The following is a 21,302-nucleotide window of genomic DNA, read 5'->3' on the forward strand; positions in this document are numbered from 1 at the left end:
CCCAGTGCGGGCATGGTAGTTTTAGATCAAAAAGTTATAAGAGTTTGTTTTCAGCTGGTTTGGCTGCATTGGCTGGCTCCCTCGTCGAGCCAGGCAACCACAGGCTAGTCTTCGCGAAATAAGTTGTGAAGGAATAAAAAAGATAACTCTGGGTGCCTTTTTTGTATTGTCTTAACATGCGCCCAGGGTTATATTTTTTAAGTCAAATGACTGGAGGTGGGGGTGCAGAGCAGGCAATTGATAAAGGAGCTTGAAGCAGATGGATGGATTCTGGATCGTGTTTCAGGCAGTCACCATATGTTCAAGCATCCTGAAAAACTTCAGACAGTCCCCGTGCCGCATCCCAAGAAAGACTTGCCATTCGGAACGGTGCGGGCCATCAAAAAGCTTGCCGGGCTGGTTTAGTCCAGTTTTGCCCTGATACCCTTTTGGAGAAAAAAATGAAATATCCAATGTGCATAGAATGGGGAAGCGAAACCACGGCATTTGGTATCCAGATTCCCGATATCCCAGGTGCCGTAACCGCAGGCGATACGTTCGAGGAAGCCCACGCCGCGGCGGTGGAGATTGCTCATATCATGCTGCAGGAAATAGCAGCTGGTGGTGGAACCATACCCAAGGCCGGCACTGTGGCCGAGCACGCCAGGAATGCCGATTTCGCCGGAATGGGCTGGGGCATGATCGAGATTGACGTAACGCCTTATCTTGGTAAGACGGAGAAGGTCAACGTCACACTGCCTGGTTTCGTGATCAAGCAGATCGATCGCTATGTACGGGATCACAGCATCAAGAGTCGTTCCACCTTCCTGGCCGACGCGGCGCTGGAAAAACTGGGCCGGGCATGACGGCTAATCGGAGTGCTCAATACCCGGTCATCTCCAGATACCCCACGCCTTCCTGACTCCCGCTGAACCTCACCGGCCCCTCCCAGTAGGGAATGCTCACGCCCATCCAGGCGGCCGGGTTCAGCGCATCGGTGGTGATATCCAGGTCTTTGCCGGGGACCCTGACTCTCCAGCGGGTGGGCACTTTATGCTCGCCGATCAATGTTTTTTTCAGTGGCTCCAGGCTGATCTCGTTGGCGTGCAGCATCCGGGTGGTGCCATCGGCGCTGATCCAGTTGCCGGTCAGGTAGGGTGTGCCGTCCTTGTGGCGGATGCGGTAAAGCATCAAGCGGTCGCCGCCTGCCAGTTGCAGCGAGAACCAGTCCCAGCCGCTCTGGTTGGCGGTCAGTGGCTGGCTGCTCCACTCCCGGTCCAGCCAGGCGTTACCGGTGACTTGATAGGCTTTTCCTTCAATTACCACACTGCCTTTGGCGTCGAAGAAAGGCTGGCTGTAGTAGTACGATGCCTGGCCCGCTTCCGATTTCTGGCTGTAGCCTTGTTCGCCCTGCAACACCAGCGGCTTACTGGAGGTCAGGTGCAGGTCGTAGCGGAAATCCTTGCCGCTTGCCTTGAGTTGCATTGATGCGAGCGGGTCTCCGGTTTGAGCAGTGCTGGTGAATGCCCAATCGTCAATCCACGCCGAGAAGGGCGCCGACGTCACATTTGCCTGGCCGACTCCACCCCGTGCGTAACGCTCCGCCACGTAATGGCCGCTGCTTGATGTGGCTGCTGCATGGCCCAGCCAGATCGTGCCTTCGTTCCAGCCACTGCCGGTCTGTTGGCCGGGTCGCAGGGCATTGCGGAACAAGGTCCACTGCACGCCGAACTGCTGGCCCGCTTCATCCTTGAGGGTGGCGGTGATGTACCACCACTCGATACGAAAGCCGGGGTGCTGGCCGTGGTCCTGCGGGAATGAAAAGACCTTGCCGGGTGTCACCTGCGCATAGCTGTCGGCCGTATTGCCCAGACCGGCGAAACCGCTTTCAGGTTGCGGTTTGTCGTCGCAGGCGGTGAGCAGCACCGCGACGACCAGCGGCACCACCCATTTACTGTTCATTGGCGAATGTCCTGATTAGATCCGCTGGACGGCTACGGTACAGCCTCAGCAACGGCCAGGCCGAGGCCAGCAAAGTCGCCAGCATCGCCAGCGCCATCAATTGCAGCAGTTGCAGCGGGAACACCTGCAGCGGCAGGCGCCAGCCAAAGGCGCGAACGTTGATCACCGCATCCAGGCACCAGGCCAGCAGCAGCCCCAGTGGCAGCGCGAGCACCAGTGTCAGGACCGCCAGCAGCCAGGTCTGCCCCAGGTTGAGCAGCATCAGTTGCCGTCGCGTGACGCCCAGCGCCCACAACGGGGCGAGCTGCCCGAGGCGGCTCTGGCTTTGGGTCAGCAGGCTGATGAACAGCGCCACGCCAGCCACGGCCAGTGTCAGGCTGTTGAGTGCGGCAGTGGCGGCAAACGTACGTTCAAAGACTTGGCTCGACCAGCCCTTGAGCTGGCTTTGATCGATGATGTGATTGTCGTCCAGCTTGAAACGCGCTTGCAGCCGGGTGACCAGCGACGGGATTGTCGCCTGATCGACTCTCAGGTTGAAACGCACCGGCATCGATTGCGGCCAGTGGGCGAGCAGGTGCCGGGCATTGACCAGCAGATGGCCCTTGGGGTTGCCATAGTCGGCATAGATCCCGACGATGCGCGGGGTCCACTTGCCAGTGGGCACCGGGATGTTCAGCGTATCTTCCAGACCCAGTTGAAGGCGGCGGGCCAATTGTTCGCTGAGCATGACTGTGTCTTCATCGCGCAACAGATTCCACGGATCACCGGCGACGGATTCCAGCAACGCCCAATGCTGGCGATAGGTGTCGTGATCGATCACGCCAAACAGGTCCGCTGGCCAGCCCTGGACTTGCACCGGCACTTGCCAGTTGGGCAGCACGGCGCGGATATCCTGTTGCTGGTTCAGCCAGGTGTTCAGCGGCTCGGCCTGCTCCGGATTCTGCGGGCTGACATACAGTTCGGCGGTCAGGCGTTGCTCCAGCCAACTGTTGAATGTTTGCCGAAAACCCGAGGTCATGCTGCCTGCGCCGATATTCGCGGCCATCGCCAGCAGCAGGGCCATCAGCGCCAGACTCAGGGCGGGCAACTGTTGACGGCAATCCGCCAGAAACCACTGCCCGAGCACCGAGCGGCTGCGCGTCAACAGACCGCCAAGCATGGTGTCCAGCAAAACCGGCAGGGCCAGCGCGGCACTGAGCAGCAGGGCGGACATCATCACAAACCCCAGCATCAGACTGGTGCCGAATAACAGCGCGCTCACGCCCACCAACGCGCCCAGCACCGCCACCCACGCCTGGCGCTGCAACCATCGCGCATGCGCTTGCTGCCATGCCTGGGCATCGGCCAGTGCCAACAACGGCAAGCGCGCAGCCCGCAACAGGCTATTGGCACCGGCCAGCAACGCGCCAAGCAGACTCAGGCCGATACCGCTCAGCCACCACCACAGACTGAGGTTCAACTGGCCGGCGACCTCCGCGCCGTACAAGCCGCGCAGGCTGGCCGCGACATCCGGCAATAACAGGCTGGCCAGCAAGTAGCCGCTGACCACGCCGAAAATACCGCCCAACAGAGCCAGTGCGCCCAACTCTACGCCCAGCGCAGCTATCAACAGGCGTGCGCTGACGCCACAGGCACGCAAGTTACGCAACAGCCCACGGCGCTGTTCAAGGGCCAAGCCAATGGCCGCGTGGACAATGAACAGGCCGACGATGAAGGACAGCCCCCCGAGCGCATTCAGATTCAGGTGGAAGCTTTCGGTAAGGCGCTCCAGATTGTTTTCTTCGCCGCTTTTCTTGATCACCAGCAGATCGTTAAGGGTTGCCGGTAGCGCAGGGTTCTGCCGGGCAAAATCCTTGGCCAGCAGCATTCCGGACAATTGCCCCGGCTGGCCCAATAACGGTTGCGCAAAGCCTATGTCAGTCAGCAAAACGCCGGGCGCCATATCGGGTTTAGCGTGCAAGGGGGGCAGCGGAACACCGGTTTCGGTCAACGGTTGCTGGCCTTCTTCGAGCCCCAGCGCTTGCAGGGTCTGCGGCGCAATCCAGGTCATGCCCGGCGGCGTGAGGAAGTCCACGACCTGTTCGGCGTTCAGCGTCTGCCCGGCCAGTGCCGAGCCGGTCGGCAAGGTCACCGGCTCGATACCCATCAGTTGCAGGCGACGGTCTTCGCGCCCTTGAAGCACGATACGGCCTTGCAGCATGGGCGATACGGGCCAGCCTTCGCGGCGCAACTCGATAAACAATGCCTGCGGGAACAGCCCGCCGCTGCTGGCGGCGATACGGGTCTGCGGCTCGCCGCCAATCAACTGGCTGGCCCGCTGGTAGCTTTCCCGTGCCTGACTATTGAGCGCCTGAACGCCGGTCAGCAGTGCGGTGGCCAGCCACAAGCCGGTCAGCACGCTGAAAAACTGCACGGGGTGACGTCGCCAGTGGCTCATCAATGCGCGCAGCGTCCAGTAGAAAACCCGCATCAGCGCTCGCCTTCGACAGCCAGACGACCCATGTGCAGTACCACTTTACGCTCCAGTCGGTCAGCGACCCGCGGGCTGTGAGTGACCATCAACAGACTGGTGGGGCTGTCGGCGAGCACATCCAGCAACAATTGCAGCACTTCGTCGCTGGTGGTCTCGTCGAGATTGCCGGTGGGCTCGTCAGCCAGCAGCAGGCTGGGCCGTGAAGCAAGGGCGCGACCTATCGCTACCCGCTGCTGTTGTCCGCCGGACAGTTGCTCGGGATAGCGATTCAGCAGCGTGCCCAGCCCCAGACGCTCGATCAGGTGCGTCTGCCAGAGCGCGTCGAATCGCCCGGCCAGTCGTGCCTGGAACGCCAGATTGTCAGCGATTTTCAGGCTGCCGATCAGGTTGAACTGCTGAAACACCAGACCGATTTCAGTCCGCCGCCAGTTCGCCAGCTGGCTTTCGTTCATCAGGTCCAGGCGTTGGCCGGCAACCTCGATGCTGCCGTCATCGACCTGATCAAGGCCCGCGACCAGATGCAGCAAGGTGCTTTTGCCACTGCCGGATTCGCCCATCAACGCCAGGCTTTCGCCCTGTGTCAGGTGCAGGTCCACGCCCTTTAATACATTCAGCGGCCCCTGTGCCGTGGTGTAGCGCTTGAATACGTTTCGCACTTGCAGCATGAGCGGCTCAATGGTTCTGACTGAGTTAAAAGAGTAGCGCCTGAGCGCAAGCGCGTCGCGACCAGATATCAGCTATCGTGCGACGCTCCGCGTCGTCATGCCGTTCAGGACGCTCTGCGTCCTCTTTGCTACGCAGAGCGTCGCGACCAGCATTCCCGAACGACAATCATAAAGCTACTTCCCGCCGCCACGAATCAGCCCGCGCAGGGCAAACCGGTTGGGGTGACAGGCTTCGGCAACGCTGCGCGGCAAGGGCAGGGGCTCGTTGTCGACCCAGGCGGCGATCAGCTCGCCACACAGCGGCGCGGTGATCAGCCCGCGCGAACCGTGGCCGCTGTTGACGTACAGGCCGTCCAGCCACGGGCAGGCGATGTTGGGCACTTGGCGCGCGTCCTTGCCCAGGGCAGCATAGGCCTGAAGGAATGCTTCGCGGTCGGCCAGCGGCCCGACGATGGGCAGGTAGTCCGGGCTTGTACAGCGAAAGGCTGCGCGACCCTGCAATTGCTCGGGCGACAAATCGGCGGTGTCGAGGCGCGAAGTGAGGTCTTCTGAAATCTCCCGCAACAGCCCCAGATTGTCCAGATGATCGGCCAGGTTGGGGGTCAGATCAGTACTGTTGAAGTCGAAACTGGCCCCCAGCGTATGTTCGCCAAGACGCGCCGGAGCCACATAACCCTCGGCGCACACCACACTGCGCAATGCCGCGCTGGCCTGAGTCTGCGGCAAACGGGTGATCTGCCCGCGGATGCGTTTGAGCGGTAAATCGGCGCTCTGCGAAAACTGCTTGATATCCGCCGCCCCGGCCAGCACGACGACCGGAGCACTGTCGATCAACTGTTCGTCACTCCAGACCTGCCACTGATCATCGACGCGTCTCAGCTCCAATGCCTGCTGATGAGCGATCAGACGGATATTGGCGTGCGCGGCCTGTGCGTGACACAGCGCAGGCGGATGAACCCAGCCGCCCTCGGGGTAAAACAGCCCGCCACTGTTCAGCGCAACGCCGCTTTGCGCCTCGGCTGCCGGTTGGTCGAGCAGGTGCAGGAGTGATTCGGGGAAGGCATCGGCCAGTTGTTTCTGACGTTGCGCCTCCTTGTCGTCGAAGGTCAGTTGCAGCACCCCGCAAGCGTCCCAGTCGACTCCGCGCTGCAAGCGTTCAAGCAGCCTTCGCGTATGACCGAAACCACTGAGGATCAACTGTGACAGCGCTGTACCGTGCGCCGACAGTTTCAGGTACAGCACGCCCTGCGGGTTGCCGGATGCTTCCTGTGCCGGTGCGGCGTGGCGCTCCAGCAGGCTGACCTGCCAACCGCGTTGCGCCAGACTCTGCGCGGTGGCGCAGCCGGCCAGCCCCGCGCCGATCACCAGCGCTTTGCGCTCGCCGCCAATCGGCGCGGGGCGGGCGAACCAGGGTTTGGCGGCAGGAGAGGGTGCAGCATCTTCAGGCCAGGCGATAAACGCGCCGCGCAGCACTTCCCATTTATGGCCGATGCCCGGCACCCGCTTCATTTTGAAGCCTGCTGCGTTCAGCGAGCGCCGCACCCAGCCGGTGCTGGTAAACGTGCCTATCGTGGTGCTCGGTGCAGACAGCCGCGCCAGTTCGGCAAACAGTTCGGGTGTCCACATTTCCGGGTTTTTCGCTGGCGCAAACCCGTCGAGAAACCACGCATCAATCTGCCCGACCAGCTGCGGCAGCATCTGCAGCGCGTCACCAATCAGCAGGGTCAGGGTCACGCGGCCGTCATCGAATACCAGACGCTGAAAGCCTTCATGCACAGCCACATATTGATCGAGCAATTGACCCGCGAACGGCGACAGCTCCGGCCACAATGCCAGGGCGCGTTGCAGGTCGGCGCGGCTCAACGGGTATTTCTCGACGCTGACGAACTGCAGGCGCGCATTGGCGGGCGCGCACTCGTCGAACAACTGCCAGGCACAGAGGAAATTCAGCCCGGTGCCGAATCCGGTTTCACCAATGATCAGCCTGCCGTCCTCCGGCAGCTCGCTGAAACGCCGACGCAGGTCGTTCTGCACCAGAAACACATGGCGCGTTTCGTCCAGACCGGACTCGGTGGAAAAGTAGACATCGGAGAAATCGCGGGAACGCGGGTTGCCTTGTTCGTCCCAGTCTATCCGGGCGTGGCGGGTAATGGTCATGTCAGGCTCAGCGGTGGCAGTGGGCGCATTTTAGCCGTGTGCGAGGATAAAAGTGCGATCACTGCTGCGCGGATTGACCGATGCCTGCAATCGGTGGTCAGAATGCTCACTGAGGGTTGTCCACCGGGCGTTCTCTGAGCCATCCCCAATCAGGAGTTGTGCATGTTTGAATCCGCTGAAATCGGTCATGCCATTGACGACGAGACCTACGAAGCTGCTTTGCCCGAGTTGCGCGAAGCCTTGCTGGAAGCGCAGATAGACCTGCACGAGCAGGCCGGTCGGCAGATCATCGTGCTGATCAACGGCATAGAGGGCGCAGGCAAGGGCGAGACCGTCAAACTGCTCAGCGAATGGATGGACCCGCGCCTGATCGAGGTACGCACCTTCGATCAGCAGACCGACGAAGAGCTGGCCCATCCACCCGCCTGGCGTTACTGGCGGCAATTGCCGGCCAAGGGCCGCATGGGTATTTTCTTCGGCAACTGGTACAGCCAGATGCTCCAGGACCGGGTTCACGGGCGCTTCAAGGACGCGGTACTCGATCAGGCCATCAGCGGTGCCGAGCGATTGGAAAAGATGCTCTGTGACGAAGGCGCGCTGATCTTCAAATTCTGGTTTCACCTGTCCAAAAAACAGATGAAGCTGCGCCTCAAAACCCTCAAGGATGATCCGCTGCACAGCTGGCGCATCAGCCCGCTGGACTGGCAGCAGTCCAAGACTTACGACAAGTTCGTGCGCTTCGGTGAGCGGGTGCTGCGCCGCACCAGCCGCGAATATGCGCCCTGGCATGTGATCGAAGGCGTGGACGCCAACTACCGCAGCCTGACGGTTGGCCGCCTGCTGCTGGAAGGCATGCAGGCTGCACTGAACAAGGTCGAACCCGAGCCCGCTGCGCTCACCGTTGGCCCGTTGGCGATCCATGACAATGAGTTGACTCTGCTGGACAGCCTCGACCTGAGCCTGCACCTGAGCAAGGACGACTACCAACAGCAGCTCATCACCGAGCAGGCTCGCCTGTCCGGCAACATGCGCGACAAACGCATGAAAAGCCATGCACTGGTGGCCGTGTTCGAAGGCAACGACGCGGCAGGCAAGGGCGGCGCGATACGTCGTGTTGCAGCGGCGCTCGACCCGCGGCAGTACGCTATCGTACCGATTGCTGCACCGACTCAGGATGAACGCGCTCAGCCGTATTTGTGGCGTTTTTGGCGGCAGATACCGGCGCGCGGCAAATTCACTATTTTTGACCGTTCGTGGTACGGCCGGGTGTTGGTCGAGCGGGTCGAGGGCTTTTGCAGCGAGTCCGACTGGAAGCGCGCTTACGCCGAAATCAATGACTTCGAAGAGCAGCTCACGGATGCAGGCATTGTGGTGGTCAAATTCTGGCTGGCCATCGATCAGCAGACCCAGCTGGAACGTTTTCAAGAGCGCGAAAAGATCCCGTTCAAGCGCTACAAGATCACCGAAGACGACTGGCGCAACCGCAAGAAATGGCCGGATTACCGCCAGGCAGTGGGTGACATGGTGGATCGCACCAGCACCGAAATTGCGCCGTGGACGCTGATCGAGGCCAACGACAAGCGCTGGGCGAGGGTCAAGGTGTTACGCACGATCAACGAGGCGCTGGAAAAGGCGTTCGGCAAAGACAAGAAGAAGTGATCGTCTGAACCGCTTGCCTGCCTGCATCGGCAATGGCGGGCGCAGCGGGGCATCATTTGCGAGGCGGGCGCGTTTTCTGCCTGACGATGTAAATGGTCACCAGCACCGCGCTGGTCAGCATGAAGGCTCGTGCCCAAGGCTGTGCGATCAGGTAGCACGAGAGGCCGATGCTCAACCACATCAGGCCGATTGCGTACACCTTGCCCTTGAGCGGGATGCCGTTGCCTTCAAGGTAGTCTCGAATCCACGGGCCGAGCTGCGGGTGGTTGACCAGCCAGTGGTAGAAACGTGGAGAGCTGCGCGCGAAGCAGGCGGCGGCCAGCAGCAGAAAGGGCGTGGTGGGCAACACCGGCAGGAATATCCCGATGACGCCCGATACCACGCTCAACCAGCCAACCGCTATCAGCAGATAGCGCACCGAGCGGTGACGGCTGGTGCGCGGTGAGTCTTGCGCCATAGGCGCCGACTCAGTGGTGGCGGGGCTTGAGGATCGCCGGCTTTTCGTCCGGAGCCTGGCAGAGCAGGTACAGGGCGGTCAGTGCTTCGGGGATTTGTACGATCATGTCGTCCATCAGGTTGGCGTCCTGAGCAATGTCGGCGAACTCCGGCTGCTCATCGAACAGGCCCGAACCGACCATAATCGGCAGGAGCATTTCGCTGACTTCTTCCTCGGCACTTTCGAACCAGGCGTTTTCACGCAGGAATACGCCTTCCATGAAGCCGATGCACCAGCCACGCAGGTCCGAATCATCCGGATCGTCGCCCAGGTCGAGATCACACGGCAGTTCGAACTCTTCGTCCGACGCCAGCTGGCGGGCAATGTGTGCTTTGAGTGCGATCAGCGTGGCTTCGACTTCTGTCTGTTGCGCCTCGCTGCTGTACTGCGGCGGCTCGGAGAACAGCGCGTCGATCCACTCGCGCTCCGGCACGTCTTCGGCACAGATGGACAGGGCGGTCAGGTAGCCATGAGCGGCCACGTAGTCCAGTGCTTCTTCGTGCAGTTCATCTGCATCGAGGAAGACTTGCAGGCGGGTTAATTGCTCAGCGAAGGACATGGAAGCGCTACCTTGAAAATAAACGATGCTGGATTCTAGGCCCTGAGCGTCCTTGGCGCCAGCGCGCAGGCCAATTGCGGTTAATTTCGACCGCTCATGTCCGAGCCATCCATTGCTCCCGAGCGCTCGGGTATACTCCCCCGTTTTGCAGTGCAGCAGGATATTCCGGGGTTTCTATGCTTGAGCAGGCACAACGCGTACTTAAAGACATCTTCGGTTACGACAGCTTTCGTGGTCGCCAGGGTGCCATTATCGAGCGTGTAGCCAACGGTGGCGATGCACTGGTGCTGATGCCGACCGGTGGTGGCAAGTCCCTGTGTTTTCAGGTGCCGGGGCTGTTGCGTGAGGGGCTCTGTGTGGTCGTCTCGCCGCTTATCGCGCTGATGGACGATCAGGTTGCCACGCTGGATGAACTGGGTGTGTCCGCTGCTGCACTCAATTCCACCCTCAGTGCCGAGCAACAGCGTGAGCTGGCCAACCGCATTCGCCTGGGCGAAGTCAAAATGCTTTACCTCGCCCCGGAGCGCCTGGTGCAGCCGCGCATGTTGTCGTTCCTGCAAAACCTTCAAATTGCCCTGTTTGCGATTGATGAAGCGCACTGCGTATCGCAATGGGGTCATGATTTCCGCCCTGAGTACCTGCAATTGGGGCAACTGGCCGAGCTGTTTCCGGATGTGCCGCGCATCGCGCTGACCGCCACCGCCGACAAGCGTACCCGCGAAGAAATCGTCACGCGCCTGCACCTGCAGAACGCCGAGCGCTTTCTGTCCAGCTTCGACCGGCCAAACATCTTCTATCGCATCGTGCCCAAGGAACAGCCGCGCAAACAGCTGCTGGCGTTCCTCTCCGAACGGCGCAGCGATGCTGGCATTGTCTACTGCCTGTCGCGCAAGAAAGTCGATGAAGTGGCCGTTTTTCTGAGCGAAAACGGCTATCCCGCGCTGCCGTATCACGCCGGGCTGCCCTCGGAAACACGTGCTGCCAACCAGAAACGCTTCCTTAATGAGGAAGGGCTGATCATGGTGGCGACCATCGCGTTCGGCATGGGCATCGACAAACCCAACGTGCGTTTTGTGGCGCACATGGACCTGCCCAAATCGCTTGAGGCCTACTATCAGGAAACCGGCCGGGCCGGGCGTGATGGCCTGCCTGCCGATGCCTGGATGGCTTACGGTCTGCAAGACGTGCTGATGCTCAAGCAGATGTTGCAGAACTCCGAAGGCGACGAGCGCCACAAGCGTCTGGAGCAGCACAAGCTCGACGCCATGCTCGCCTTGTGCGAAGAAACCCGTTGCCGTCGGCAGACCCTGCTGGCCTATTTCGACGAAGACATGCCCAACCCGTGCGGCCATTGCGACAACTGCGTCGATGGCGTGCAGACCTGGGATGCCACCGAGCCTGCGCGTCAGGCGCTGTCGGCCATCTACCGTACCGGCCAGCGTTATGGCGTCGGTCATCTGGTCGATGTGCTGCTGGGCAAATCCAACGACAAGGTAGAAAGCTTCGGCCATCAGCATCTGTCGGTGTTCGGGGTCGGCAAGGCACGCACCGAGGCCGAATGGCGCTCGTTGTTCCGCCAACTGGTGGCGCGCGGGCTGGCAGACATCGACCTTGAAGGCTATGGCGGCCTGCGCTTGAGCGACACGTGCCGGCCTCTGCTGCGTGGCGAAGTTACTCTGGAACTGCGCCGCGACCTCAAGCCACAAACCACTTCAAAGAGCAGTTCCGGCAGCCCGGCGAGCCAACTGGTGCGCGGCGAAGAGCGCGAGCAGTGGGAGGCCTTACGTGCCTTGCGGCGCAAGCTGGCCGAGGAACATGCCGTGCCGCCTTACGTCATTTTCCCGGACTCGACCCTGCTGGAAATGCTGCGCAGCAAACCCGGATCAATGGCCGAGATGGCCCGAGTGGGCGGCGTGGGCGCGCGCAAGCTGGAGCGTTACGGCGAGGCCTTTCTTGAAGTGCTCAGTGGCAAGGCCGAGGCGCCACGGGTGGTGGCCGATGTACGCCATGAGCTGATCAGCCTGGCGCGTGCCGGCATGACCCCTACGCAGATTGCCGGTCAGTTGCAGTGCTCGGAAAAGAATGTCTACACCCTGTTGGCCGAGGCCATCGGCAAGCAGCAGCTGTCCATCGAGCAGGCACTGGACTTACCGGAAGACCTGTTGGGCGAGGTTCAGGATGCCTTTCTCGATGGCGAAGGAGAACTACCACCGGTGTCGGCGATTGCCGAGCAGTTTGCCGGGCGGGTGCCGGAGGGCGTTTTGTATTGCGTGCGAGCGGCGTTGCAATCGGAATTTGAGGTATAACAGCGTGCGACGAAACGTCACCGTCCCGCGCTTGCCTGAACATAAGGACCATGCTTAGCTCGCTAATAATTAGTTTGAATCATGAGTTTCCTTATGCCATTGACTGATGAACACCGTTTCGGGATGCAACTCGGACATCTCACCCGGGGCTGGCGCGCCGAACTGGATCGTCGGCTTGCCGATCTTGGCCTGTCTCAGGCGCGTTGGCTGGTCCTGCTGCACCTCGCCCGGTTCACCGAACCGCCCACCCAGCGCGAGCTTGCGCAAAGCGTGGGCGTCGAAGGGCCGACCCTGGCGCGTTTGCTCGACAGTCTTGAAAAGCAGGGCCTGGTTCAGCGCCAGGCGGTGGTCGAGGATCGACGCGCGAAAAAGATCCTGCTCAGTGATACTGCCTTGCCACTGATTGAAAAAATTGAAACCATCGCCAATGTGCTGCGTATCGAGCTGTTCGAGGGCGTGAGCGAGGAAGATTTGCGCGTCAGCATGCGGGTGCACTCGCAGATTCTGGCCAATCTGGAAAGATCCTGAGACGAAGCCGGGCGTTCTCAACCATAATCGTGCAACGGATACTGAAGTCCAACTGATTACGTGAGAAGCCTGCTGTGGTTTCTATAAGGGTTCGCATGCTGAAGAGTTCACTGGCTGCTGTTGAAGGTGCAGGTCGCAGGGCGCGCAGGGTGTTTTGCAAGAGCGTCATAGCGGCGTCATTGCTGGCCTGCTCTACGCTGGCGTCTGCGCTTGGGCTGGGTGAAATCACTTTGCACTCGGCGCTCAACCAGCCGCTGAATGCCGAGATCCAGCTGCTGGAGACTGGCGGTCTGAGCAACGAAGACGTTGTTGCCAGGCTTGCGTCGCCCGAGGCTTTTGCCAAGGCGGGCATAGAGCGGGTGTTCTTTCTCAACGACCTGCGCTTCACCCCTGTGCTGCGCGGCGATCGCGGCGTGATCCGGGTGGTTTCCACCAAACCGGTCACCGAGCCCTACCTGAGTTTTCTCGTCCAGTTGGCGCGCCCGAATGGCGATTTGCTGCACGAATATACGGTGTTGCTTGATCCTGCCACCTCACCGCAAGGTCTGGCCGCCACGCGCAGCCGCAACACGCAACGTTCGACGGCCTCGGCGCAGGAAAGCCGCATGCCGGTCGCGCCACCGGCCGCCGTGCAGGGCAAGCATTACACGGTTGCCAATGGCGATACCCTGAATGGCATTGCCAGCCGTTTGCAAGGGCCGGGTAACAAGGTTTCGGCAAGCCAGCTGGCAGACGGCATTCGTTTGCTCAATCCGCAGGCATTCGCGGCGGGCGCCGGTTCCGCGCTTAAAGTTGGCCAGGATTTGTTGCTGCCCGATTCCGCGGTATTGCCAAGTGCCGCTGCGCCTGCCGCCAGCCCGGAGGCGTCGTCACCCAAGCCTGCCGAGTTGCAGCGCACCGCCGAGCAACTGTCGGCGGCAGCCATTGAAAACCAGCAACTGGCTCAATCGCTGGAGGCGCTCAAAGCCCAGACTCAAGAATTGCAAGAGCAGATGAGTGGCAAGGACAAGCAAATCACCGCGCTGCGCAGTGATCTTGCCGTTGCGCAATCCGTTGCCCGACCTGCCACGCCTGCCGCACCTGCAATAACTCCGGCTACTCCTGCTCAACCGGTCGCTGCCCCCACGCCAGGCACCGATTCATTCCTGAGCCTGCCGATACTGCTTGCTGCCGTGTTGATTGTGCTTCTGCTTGTAGCGTTTGCTTATTCGAGACGACGCCAGCAGCGCAAACAGTCCGCAGCACCTGCTGTTGCGCCGGATGAGCAACTGATCAAACCTGCTCAGGCGACCATGCTTCCGGTGTTCGAAGTGCCCGCCGTTGCGCCACAGCCCGTGGTGCAGCCACCACCGACCCCGCCAGCGACCAAACCACCGGCAGCGCAACGTTCGGCTGGCTCTACGCCGGATGCGCTGGACGGCGTCAGCATTTACATTGCCTACGGGCGCTTTACCGAGGCGATGGGCATTCTGCGCAGCGCTCTGGAAAAGCAGCCGGAGCGTGATGACATTCGCATCCGCTTGCTGGAATTGTTGGCGGAGCAGGGCGACGGCAGCGGTTTTGTTCGGGAAGAGCAATCGGCGCTGGAGCACGGTGTTGATCCTCAGACCATTCAAGACATCCGCGACCGCTTTCCACAAATCAAGGCCGCCGAAGTTGCGCCTGTGGCGGCGGTCGTCCCTGCCGCTGCGGTCGCGGCTACCGCGCTGTCTTTCGAAAAGTCCGAGCCCGAGCCCGAGTCTGCCGCCTACCTGCAGCCCGACCTGGAGCCTGAAACCGCGGCGCAGCTGGACGAAACCGCCGCAGCGGCGCTGAATCCGCAGGACGAGTTTCAGTTGAACCTCGATGACCTGTCGATGGATGCCGACTGGGATCTGGTCGATCCGTTCGACAGCCCGCCGCCGCGCATCAAGCCAGCAGCGGCGACTGCTGCGCCAGCTCCCGCTGACGTCGACCCTGGTTTTTCTTCGGACCTGACTCAACTGCCGGAAGTCTTTGAGCTCTCGGATGAGCAGTTCCTCAGTGATTTCTCCGAGCCCGATGTCATCGAGCCCATCGAAGTGGTGGCACCTGTCGCTGCTGACGACCTGAGCGATGACTTTCTCGACAGTTTCATGAGCGACGACGCAGAGTTCGACCTGCTGGACCTTGAAGAGCCACCACTCAGCCAGATCAATCAGGCGCAGGTGCTGATCGAGGAGGGCGATCTCGAGTCGGCTCGTGAAATTCTGCAACAGGTCATTGCCGAGTCCGACGAGGAGCATCGGCGCATGGCGCGGGAGCTGTTGGCGGGCATCAGCTGAACCCGTTGTTTCCTTGAGCGGGCGTGACCGGTCTGGCGTTTAACGAAAGATCGGCCGAATGCCCCGGCATTTCGGATACGCCACGCAGCCCCAGAACTCACCGGCATTCTTGCCGGTCCGGGCCACCTTGATCACCATGTTTTTTTTACAGTGCGGACACGCGGGCGCTGCGGGCTTTGCCGGCAGCTTTGGTGTGGCCGGTTCACGACGCTTTTCCGGGCGCTTGGCGCGGCTGGTTTTGACAGGCTTTTGCGGTTGCGGTGAGTGTGCTGCGGGTTTGGTGGGCTGCACATGTTGTTGCTGATCCGCTGTCTGACCGGCAACCCTGCTCAGTAGCCTGCGAAACGTGCGGATCAATGCCGCCAGAGCAGATGTCGTGTTGCGTGCCATAAAGGTGCCTTGAGTCGCGTCGCGTCCAGGGGCGGCATGGTGCAGGCATCCTCGTCAGGACGCAAACTCCCACGTGGCAATCATGCCCGTCTGCTGTTCCCCGCCACACCTAATTGCCGCCTGTCGCTAAAGCCCTGAGTTTTGTGGGCGATAACAGTGCACGAGGACTGCCGGTTGCCACCCTGAAGGGTTGTGCTACACCTTCAGCACACGCCCGGCATATCAAGCATTATCACGGAGTGAATTATTAATGCGCGTCAACATGCCTATCACGCAGACTGAACGGACTTTTCCGGCATCTGAACGCCTCATCTCCACCACCGACCTCAATAGCCACATTACCTACTGCAACGATGCGTTCGTCGCGTTGAGCGGTTTTACCCGCGAAGAACTGGTCGGCCAGCCGCATAACCTTGTGCGCCACCCGGATATGCCGGCTTCGGTGTTCGCCCATATGTGGGAAACCATCAAGCAGGGCAAGCCGTGGATGGGCGTGGTCAAGAATCGCTCCAAGCAAGGTGATTATTACTGGGTCAGCGCCTACGTGACGGCGGTGTATGAAAACGGTCGAATCGTCGGCTATGAGTCCGTACGCTCGTTGCCGACCCGCGACCAGGTTCGTCGAGCAGAAGCACTGTATGCACGGCTGCGTGCTGGTAAGTCGGCGGTGTCGGCAACCAGCTCGGCGGCCTATCACTTGGTTCGTCAGCTACCGATGATCCTCTGCGCCCTGGCACTCGCTGTCGGCGTCTACCTGCTCGACGATCTGCCTTCGATCATCATGATTCCGATTGTAATGGTGGTGCTGGGCGGTTTTCTGGAAATGCGTCAGCGCCGCAGCATTCGCAACACCCTCGAAGAACACCCCAAAGCGTTCATCAGTTCTTTGGTTGCGCTGACCTACAGCGACAACCGTGGCCCGCAGGCGCAACTCGATCTGGCCATGCTCAGCGAAGAGGCCCGCCTGCAAACTGCCCTGACGCGCCTGGCCGATACCGGCGAGAGCGTACGCCAGCATGCCGGGCGTTCTGCGCAACTGTCGTTGCGTCAGGCCGAGTCGCTGGACCAGCAGCGCAGTGAGGCGGATCAATCGGCTACGGCCATCAATCAGATGGCGGCGACCATTCAGGAAGTGACCCATAACGTACAGAACACTGCCCACGCCGCCGAGGAAGCCGACAAACTGGCGCAGCAGGGGCGTGGTCTGGCTGATGAAAGCCTGTTGGCGATTCGGCACATGGCCAACTCGGTCACCGACATCGGCAACGCTGTGGGTGAACTGGCCAGCGCCACGCAATCAATCGGCAGCGTGGTCGATGTGATCACCTCCATCGCTCAACAAACCAACCTGCTGGCGCTTAACGCAGCCATCGAAGCGGCCCGTGCCGGTGAGCAGGGGCGTGGCTTTGCGGTGGTGGCTGACGAGGTTCGCTCACTGGCTTCCCGTACGCAGTCCTCGACCGAGCAGATCCAGCAAATCATCACCTCGCTGCGTGATGGTGCTGACCGTGCGGTGCAGACCGCCAACAAAGGCGAGCAGATCTCCCAGGAAAGCGTCGCCAGCGTCGAAGCCGTGCAGAAGGCGCTGGACGGCATCAGCCAGTCGGTGACCCGCATCACCGGCATGAGCCAGCAAATGGCCTCGGCGTCTGAAGAACAGAGCCACGTTGCGGAAAACATCAGCCAGCAGATTACCCGTATCGCGCAACTCTGCGACGAGAGTGCCAGCCAGGCGCAGCAAGGCTCGCAGATCAGCGGCGAACTGGAAGAAATGGCGCAGTACCTGCACAGCCTGGCCGAGCGGTTCAGTCGCTAAGCATGCGCAGAGGATGCAGAGCGTCCGGAACGGCATTACCACGCGGAGCGTGGTAACGATGATCTGGGTTGGATTTGGCCATGTGCGCTGATCGCAGACCCCAGAATCTATCTGCGCTGTTCCGCGCTCTCTGGATCGGACGCAGAGCGTCCAGAACGGCATTACCACGCGGAGCGTGGTAACGAGAATTGGGGGTATTGCGCTTGGGTGGGTTCACACTACAACTCCATTGTCCGGACCTCAGCCTGACCTCAGAAGGCGTAGCCCGAAGAGGACGCAGAGCGTCCAGAACGGCATTACCACGCGGAGCGTGGTAACGAGAGTTGGGGGTATTGCGCCTGGTTGCGTTCACACAGCAACCGCTACCCATACCCCAGCCTGACTTCAGAAGACGTAGCCCGAAGAGGACACAGGCGTCCTGAGCGGCATTACCACGCGCAGCGTGGTAACGAGGGTCGCGGTATTGCGGCTGCGTGCGTTCACACAAATCTCGACCCCACCACCTATCGTGCCCATCGCTCCGCGTGGGCATGCATTTCATGACGCTCCGCGTCATCTGTTTGCCGTAACGCAGACTCCATTTGGGTGATTATCAATTATTGTCGGACAATTATTGGTATATCCGAATAAATAAGACGCTTAACTGAAGTTGTTGAAGATACTGACTGGAAAACTAGAAAAAGTGGAGAGCGTGCAATTAAATTGCCACTACTCAATTCAATTACCTCCATATCAAAAAACCAAACAAACTCAATGCATTCAATCGGATATCACTGAACTATATATCCAGTGATGCATTATCCTTATGTCCTGAAACTTGTATCAGAATTGAAATAAATCTGTTGCCAAGTGCATAACTGCAGACTATGTTCTGGAATCGCTCAATGAAGAGCCGACCATTATCAGGTGTGCAGGGATGCGAAAGTCCAAGCGTTTGGGTGCTGTCCGTTATTCGTTTAAACCAGTAGCAAGCGGTGCTCTTTGTGCGTTGTCTTTTACGTTTGGCTGCTCTGCCTACGCGGATTATGTCGAGCAGGGCAAACCGGATGACGCTGCCAGTTGGCGTTCGGCAGAATTCCAGAGCGACTGGGGCCTGGGGCGTATTCAGGCTGATCAGGCCTACGCCGCTGGTATCACTGGCGCAGGCGTCAAGATCGGTGCGCTGGACTCGGGTTTCGACCCGTCCCACCCGGAAGCCACGCCATCCCGCTACCACGCAGTCACCGCTACCGGCACTTACGTTGACGGCTCGCCGTTCAGCATCACCGGCGCCATCAACCCGAACAACGACACCCACGGCACGCACGTCACCGGCACCATGGGCGCAGCGCGCGATGGCGTCGGCGTGCATGGCGTGGCGTACAACGCACAGATCTACGTCGGCAACACCAATCAAAACGACAGCTTCCTGTTCGGCCCGAGCCCGGACCCGCAGTATTTCAAGGCGGTGTATGGGGCGTTGGCAGATGCCGGAGTACGCGCCATCAACAACAGCTGGGGCAGCCAGCCATCCGACGTGACCTACGCCACCGAGGCAGGTGTGCGTGCGGCCTACGCTCAGCACTACAACCGTGGAACCTGGCTGGACGAAGCGGCGAACGTCTCGCGCAAGGGCGTGATCAACGTGTTCAGCGCAGGCAACAGCGGTTACGCCAATGCCAGCGTGCGGGCGTCGTTGCCGTATTTCGAGCCAGACCTCGAAGGCCACTGGCTGGCTGTATCGGGCCTCGACAGCAGCAACGGTCAGCGCTACAACCAGTGCGGCCTGTCCAAATACTGGTGCATCACCACGCCCGGGCGTCTGATCAACGGCACCGTGCCCGGCGGCGGTTACGGGATCAAGTCCGGCACCTCGATGTCTGCACCGCACGCCACCGGGGCGCTGGCACTGGTGATGGAACGCTTCCCGTACCTGAATAACGAGCAGGCGCTGCAAGTGTTGCTGACCACCGCCACCCAGCTCGATGGCTCGGTCACTCAGGCACCGACCAACAGCGTGGGCTGGGGCGTGGCCGATCTTGAGCGGGCGATGCGCGGTCCCGGTCAATTGCTCGGCACCTTCGACGCCAACCTGGGTGCCGGTGTGAGTGATGTATGGAGCAACGATATTTCCGATCAGGCGCTGCTTCAGCGTCAGGCCGAAGACACTGCCGAGCAGGCCACCTGGCAGCAAACCCTGATCAGCAAAGGCTGGCAAAACGGCGTTGCCAGCACCGCCAGCCAGCAGGACCAAGCCGATTACGCCACCGGCACCGCGCGTGCCGCCGCAGCCGCTCAGCGTCAGTACCAAGGCAGCCTGATCAAATCCGGTGCCGGTCGACTGATTCTGCAAGGTGCCAACACCTATCGAGGCGATACCCTGGTCAATGGCGGCGTGCTGTCGGTCAACGGCTCGCTGGTTTCCGCTGTGCAGGTCAATGCGGGCGGCACGCTGGGCGGTAACGGCCAGATCGGTGGGCTGACAGCGCGCAGTGGCGGTATCGTTGCGCCGGGTAATTCCATCGGTACGTTGCAGGTCAACGGTGATGTCACCCTGCAACCGGGTTCGACCTACGCCGTCGAGCTTTCGCCCACCGCCAGTGACCGCATCGTCGCCACCGGAAGCGCCACCGTGTCAGGCGCGAACATGACGCTGGCGCTGGAGAACGCGACGCCGGTGGCCTTGAGTTCTGCACCGATCCAAAGCGTCGTAGGTCGCCAGTACAACGTGCTGCAAGCCGCCAATGGCGTGAACGGCCAGTTCGGCTCAGTGACTTCGAACTACGCGTTTCTGGGTGGCCGACTCGACTACGCAGCCACCGGCGTCGCGCTGAACGTCGAGCAAACCAGCGCATTCAGCAGCGTCGCCCAAACCCCGAATCAATCTGCCGTAGCAACCGCTGCCGAACAGCTTGGCGCAGGCAACGCGGTGTACGAAAACCTGTTGCTGACTCAAAGCGCAGCTGCTGCCCGAGACAGCTTTCAGCAACTGTCCGGCGAGATCTACCCGGCCATTGGCAGCGTGCTGATCAACGACAGCCGGCAGATCCGCGATGCAGTGGGTGAGCGTCTCGGGGCCAGCGTATTCGGCACGGATGGCAACACGGCTGCACAAGACAATGTCTGGATCAAAGCCCTGGGTGCCTGGGGCAAGACCGACTCGCGTGACGACACCGCCGGTTACACCACCTCGATTGGCGGTCTGCTGGCCGGTGTCGATGGCAACCTTGCCGATGACACACGTCTGGGCGTGGTCGCGGGCTACAGCGACAGCTCATTGAACATGGGCTCCGGCACGCATTCCCGGGCTTCGGTGGACAGCTACCACCTGGGCGCTTACCTCGGCCATGAAATCGGCGCACTGCGCCTGACCCTCGGCGGCGCGCACAGTTGGCATCGTATCGACGCACAACGCGACGTGCAGGTCGGCGGTGCTGCTGGCAAAGAGAAAACCAAACACGATGCCCAGAGCACGCAAGTGTTCACCGAGACGGCGTATCGCATCCACTTGCAACCCGCGACGCTTGAGCCGTTCGCCAATCTGGCCTACGTCCACCTCAACACCGACAGCTTCAGTGAGAAGGGCGATGCGGCGGCGCTGTCTGCCGGTAGCGATAACCGCGATGCGGTGCTGAGCACTCTCGGTGTACGGGCGCTGAAAACCATCGCGATCAGCGACCGACAGAAAATCGACCTGTCGGGCAGCCTCGGCTGGCAGCACAACCTGAGCAACACCGATTCCGAGCAGCACCTGGCATTTGCCTCGGGCGGTGGCAGTTTCGGTATCGAAAGCTCGCCGCTGGTCCGTGACGCCGCGCTGGTCGGTGCTCATGCCAGCTTAGCGTTGAGCAAGGACGCCAGGGTCAGCCTCGACTACAGCGGCCAACTGGCCAGCCGGGAAAAAAGCCACGGTGTCGGCCTGAGCCTTAACTGGCAGTTCTAAACCCGGCCTCACCCAAACCAACCCTCAAACCAACCCCCCAATCAAAAAGAACGACGCGCATGCAGATGCATGCGCGCGGAGATTCGT

The 21,302-nt window shown here is 60.8% G+C and carries 15 protein-coding genes and 1 pseudogene; 9 read left to right on the plus strand and 7 right to left on the minus strand.

From position 1 onward, the window contains the following. Window positions 1-222 precede the first annotated feature (222 nt). A complete protein-coding gene (locus tag RYA97_RS00955; RefSeq protein ID WP_003434313.1) occupies window positions 223-405 on the plus strand; it encodes a type II toxin-antitoxin system HicA family toxin in 183 nt (60 codons plus the stop codon). Between the two features lie 35 nt (window positions 406-440). After that, the gene (locus tag RYA97_RS00960; protein WP_024661723.1) at window positions 441-845 is read left to right on the plus strand and encodes a type II toxin-antitoxin system HicB family antitoxin; all 405 of its coding nucleotides are present in this window, start codon (window positions 441-443) and stop codon (window positions 843-845) included. A gap of 16 nt (window positions 846-861) precedes the next feature. Here RYA97_RS00960 and RYA97_RS00965 read toward each other — a convergent pair whose 3' ends face one another. The 4 genes from RYA97_RS00965 to mnmC all read right to left on the minus strand — a co-directional run bounded on the left by RYA97_RS00965 (window position 862) and on the right by mnmC (window position 7,236). Next, window positions 862-1,941, minus strand: a complete 1,080-nt coding sequence (locus tag RYA97_RS00965; protein ID WP_316891700.1) for a lipocalin-like domain-containing protein — start codon at window positions 1,939-1,941, stop codon at window positions 862-864. Next, window positions 1,931-4,411: an ABC transporter permease gene (locus RYA97_RS00970; protein ID WP_316891702.1), complete on the minus strand. Its 2,481-nt coding sequence runs from the start codon at window positions 4,409-4,411 to the stop codon at window positions 1,931-1,933. The genes RYA97_RS00965 and RYA97_RS00970 overlap by 11 nt, the downstream gene beginning before the upstream one ends. Beyond that, complete coding sequence (locus tag RYA97_RS00975) at window positions 4,411-5,079, minus strand: ABC transporter ATP-binding protein (RefSeq protein ID WP_316891703.1); 669 nt, start codon at window positions 5,077-5,079, stop codon at window positions 4,411-4,413. The genes RYA97_RS00970 and RYA97_RS00975 overlap by 1 nt, the downstream gene beginning before the upstream one ends. Before the next feature lie 174 nt (window positions 5,080-5,253). Then, on the minus strand, window positions 5,254-7,236 hold the full coding sequence (gene mnmC, locus RYA97_RS00980) for a bifunctional tRNA (5-methylaminomethyl-2-thiouridine)(34)-methyltransferase MnmD/FAD-dependent 5-carboxymethylaminomethyl-2-thiouridine(34) oxidoreductase MnmC (RefSeq protein WP_316891705.1): 1,983 nt from the start codon (window positions 7,234-7,236) through the stop codon (window positions 5,254-5,256). 162 nt (window positions 7,237-7,398) lie between these two features. Between mnmC and pap the strand changes: the two genes are divergently transcribed. Beyond that, a complete protein-coding gene (pap, locus tag RYA97_RS00985; RefSeq protein WP_005779594.1) occupies window positions 7,399-8,895 on the plus strand; it encodes a polyphosphate:AMP phosphotransferase in 1,497 nt (498 codons plus the stop codon). Between the two features lie 52 nt (window positions 8,896-8,947). Here the strand turns inward: pap and RYA97_RS00990 are convergent, their stop codons facing one another. Continuing rightward, the gene (locus tag RYA97_RS00990; RefSeq protein WP_316891707.1) at window positions 8,948-9,352 is read right to left on the minus strand and encodes a YbaN family protein; all 405 of its coding nucleotides are present in this window, start codon (window positions 9,350-9,352) and stop codon (window positions 8,948-8,950) included. Window positions 9,353-9,362: 10 nt separating this feature from the next. Next, window positions 9,363-9,950, minus strand: a complete 588-nt coding sequence (locus RYA97_RS00995) for a YecA family protein (protein ID WP_002552569.1) — start codon at window positions 9,948-9,950, stop codon at window positions 9,363-9,365. A gap of 176 nt (window positions 9,951-10,126) precedes the next feature. On the opposite strand from RYA97_RS00995, the gene recQ reads away from it, so the two are divergent. The 3 genes from recQ to RYA97_RS01010 all read left to right on the plus strand — a co-directional run bounded on the left by recQ (window position 10,127) and on the right by RYA97_RS01010 (window position 15,087). Beyond that, window positions 10,127-12,256: a DNA helicase RecQ gene (gene recQ / locus RYA97_RS01000; RefSeq protein WP_005746239.1), complete on the plus strand. Its 2,130-nt coding sequence runs from the start codon at window positions 10,127-10,129 to the stop codon at window positions 12,254-12,256. Window positions 12,257-12,349: 93 nt separating this feature from the next. Next, window positions 12,350-12,784 (plus strand): MarR family transcriptional regulator, encoded by a 435-nt coding sequence (locus RYA97_RS01005; protein ID WP_002552570.1) that lies wholly within the window; start codon window positions 12,350-12,352, stop codon window positions 12,782-12,784. A gap of 95 nt (window positions 12,785-12,879) precedes the next feature. After that, window positions 12,880-15,087 (plus strand): FimV/HubP family polar landmark protein, encoded by a 2,208-nt coding sequence (locus RYA97_RS01010; RefSeq protein WP_316891708.1) that lies wholly within the window; start codon window positions 12,880-12,882, stop codon window positions 15,085-15,087. Between the two features lie 39 nt (window positions 15,088-15,126). On the opposite strand, the gene RYA97_RS01015 is transcribed toward RYA97_RS01010, so the two are convergent. Beyond that, window positions 15,127-15,477, minus strand: coding sequence for a topoisomerase DNA-binding C4 zinc finger domain-containing protein (locus RYA97_RS01015; RefSeq protein ID WP_316891711.1), 351 nt, complete (start codon window positions 15,475-15,477; stop codon window positions 15,127-15,129). A 262-nt stretch (window positions 15,478-15,739) separates the two neighbouring features. On the opposite strand from RYA97_RS01015, the pseudogene RYA97_RS26360 reads away from it, so the two are divergent. The 3 genes and pseudogenes from RYA97_RS26360 to RYA97_RS01025 form a co-directional block, all read left to right on the plus strand. Next, window positions 15,740-16,009, plus strand: a pseudogene (locus RYA97_RS26360) (PAS domain-containing protein); the annotation flags it as partial. Between the two features lie 249 nt (window positions 16,010-16,258). Then, window positions 16,259-17,293: a methyl-accepting chemotaxis protein gene (locus RYA97_RS01020; protein WP_410478501.1), complete on the plus strand. Its 1,035-nt coding sequence runs from the start codon at window positions 16,259-16,261 to the stop codon at window positions 17,291-17,293. 916 nt (window positions 17,294-18,209) lie between these two features. Next, window positions 18,210-21,215, plus strand: a complete 3,006-nt coding sequence (locus RYA97_RS01025; RefSeq protein ID WP_316891715.1) for an autotransporter domain-containing protein — start codon at window positions 18,210-18,212, stop codon at window positions 21,213-21,215. The last annotated feature ends 87 nt before the right edge of the window (window positions 21,216-21,302 follow it).

Source organism: Pseudomonas syringae group sp. 26L6, assembly GCF_032587815.1.
In the GTDB taxonomy this organism is placed as follows: domain Bacteria; phylum Pseudomonadota; class Gammaproteobacteria; order Pseudomonadales; family Pseudomonadaceae; genus Aquipseudomonas; species Aquipseudomonas amygdali.

Excerpts from the sequence above, each read along its gene's own strand:
- RYA97_RS00960 (WP_024661723.1), top strand. The coding sequence starts at position 441 with ATGAAATATCCAATGTGCATAGAATGGGGAAGCGAAACCACGGCATTT.
- RYA97_RS00965 (WP_316891700.1), bottom strand. The coding sequence starts at position 1,941 with ATGAACAGTAAATGGGTGGTGCCGCTGGTCGTCGCGGTGCTGCTCACC.
- RYA97_RS00970 (WP_316891702.1), bottom strand. The coding sequence starts at position 4,411 with ATGCGGGTTTTCTACTGGACGCTGCGCGCATTGATGAGCCACTGGCGA.
- RYA97_RS00975 (WP_316891703.1), bottom strand. The coding sequence starts at position 5,079 with ATGCTGCAAGTGCGAAACGTATTCAAGCGCTACACCACGGCACAGGGG.
- mnmC (WP_316891705.1), bottom strand. The coding sequence starts at position 7,236 with ATGACCATTACCCGCCACGCCCGGATAGACTGGGACGAACAAGGCAAC.
- pap (WP_005779594.1), top strand. The coding sequence starts at position 7,399 with ATGTTTGAATCCGCTGAAATCGGTCATGCCATTGACGACGAGACCTAC.
- RYA97_RS00990 (WP_316891707.1), bottom strand. The coding sequence starts at position 9,352 with ATGGCGCAAGACTCACCGCGCACCAGCCGTCACCGCTCGGTGCGCTAT.
- RYA97_RS00995 (WP_002552569.1), bottom strand. The coding sequence starts at position 9,950 with ATGTCCTTCGCTGAGCAATTAACCCGCCTGCAAGTCTTCCTCGATGCA.
- recQ (WP_005746239.1), top strand. The coding sequence starts at position 10,127 with ATGCTTGAGCAGGCACAACGCGTACTTAAAGACATCTTCGGTTACGAC.
- RYA97_RS01005 (WP_002552570.1), top strand. The coding sequence starts at position 12,350 with ATGCCATTGACTGATGAACACCGTTTCGGGATGCAACTCGGACATCTC.
- RYA97_RS01010 (WP_316891708.1), top strand. The coding sequence starts at position 12,880 with ATGCTGAAGAGTTCACTGGCTGCTGTTGAAGGTGCAGGTCGCAGGGCG.
- RYA97_RS01015 (WP_316891711.1), bottom strand. The coding sequence starts at position 15,477 with ATGGCACGCAACACGACATCTGCTCTGGCGGCATTGATCCGCACGTTT.
- RYA97_RS01020 (WP_410478501.1), top strand. The coding sequence starts at position 16,259 with ATGATTCCGATTGTAATGGTGGTGCTGGGCGGTTTTCTGGAAATGCGT.
- RYA97_RS01025 (WP_316891715.1), top strand. The coding sequence starts at position 18,210 with ATGCGAAAGTCCAAGCGTTTGGGTGCTGTCCGTTATTCGTTTAAACCA.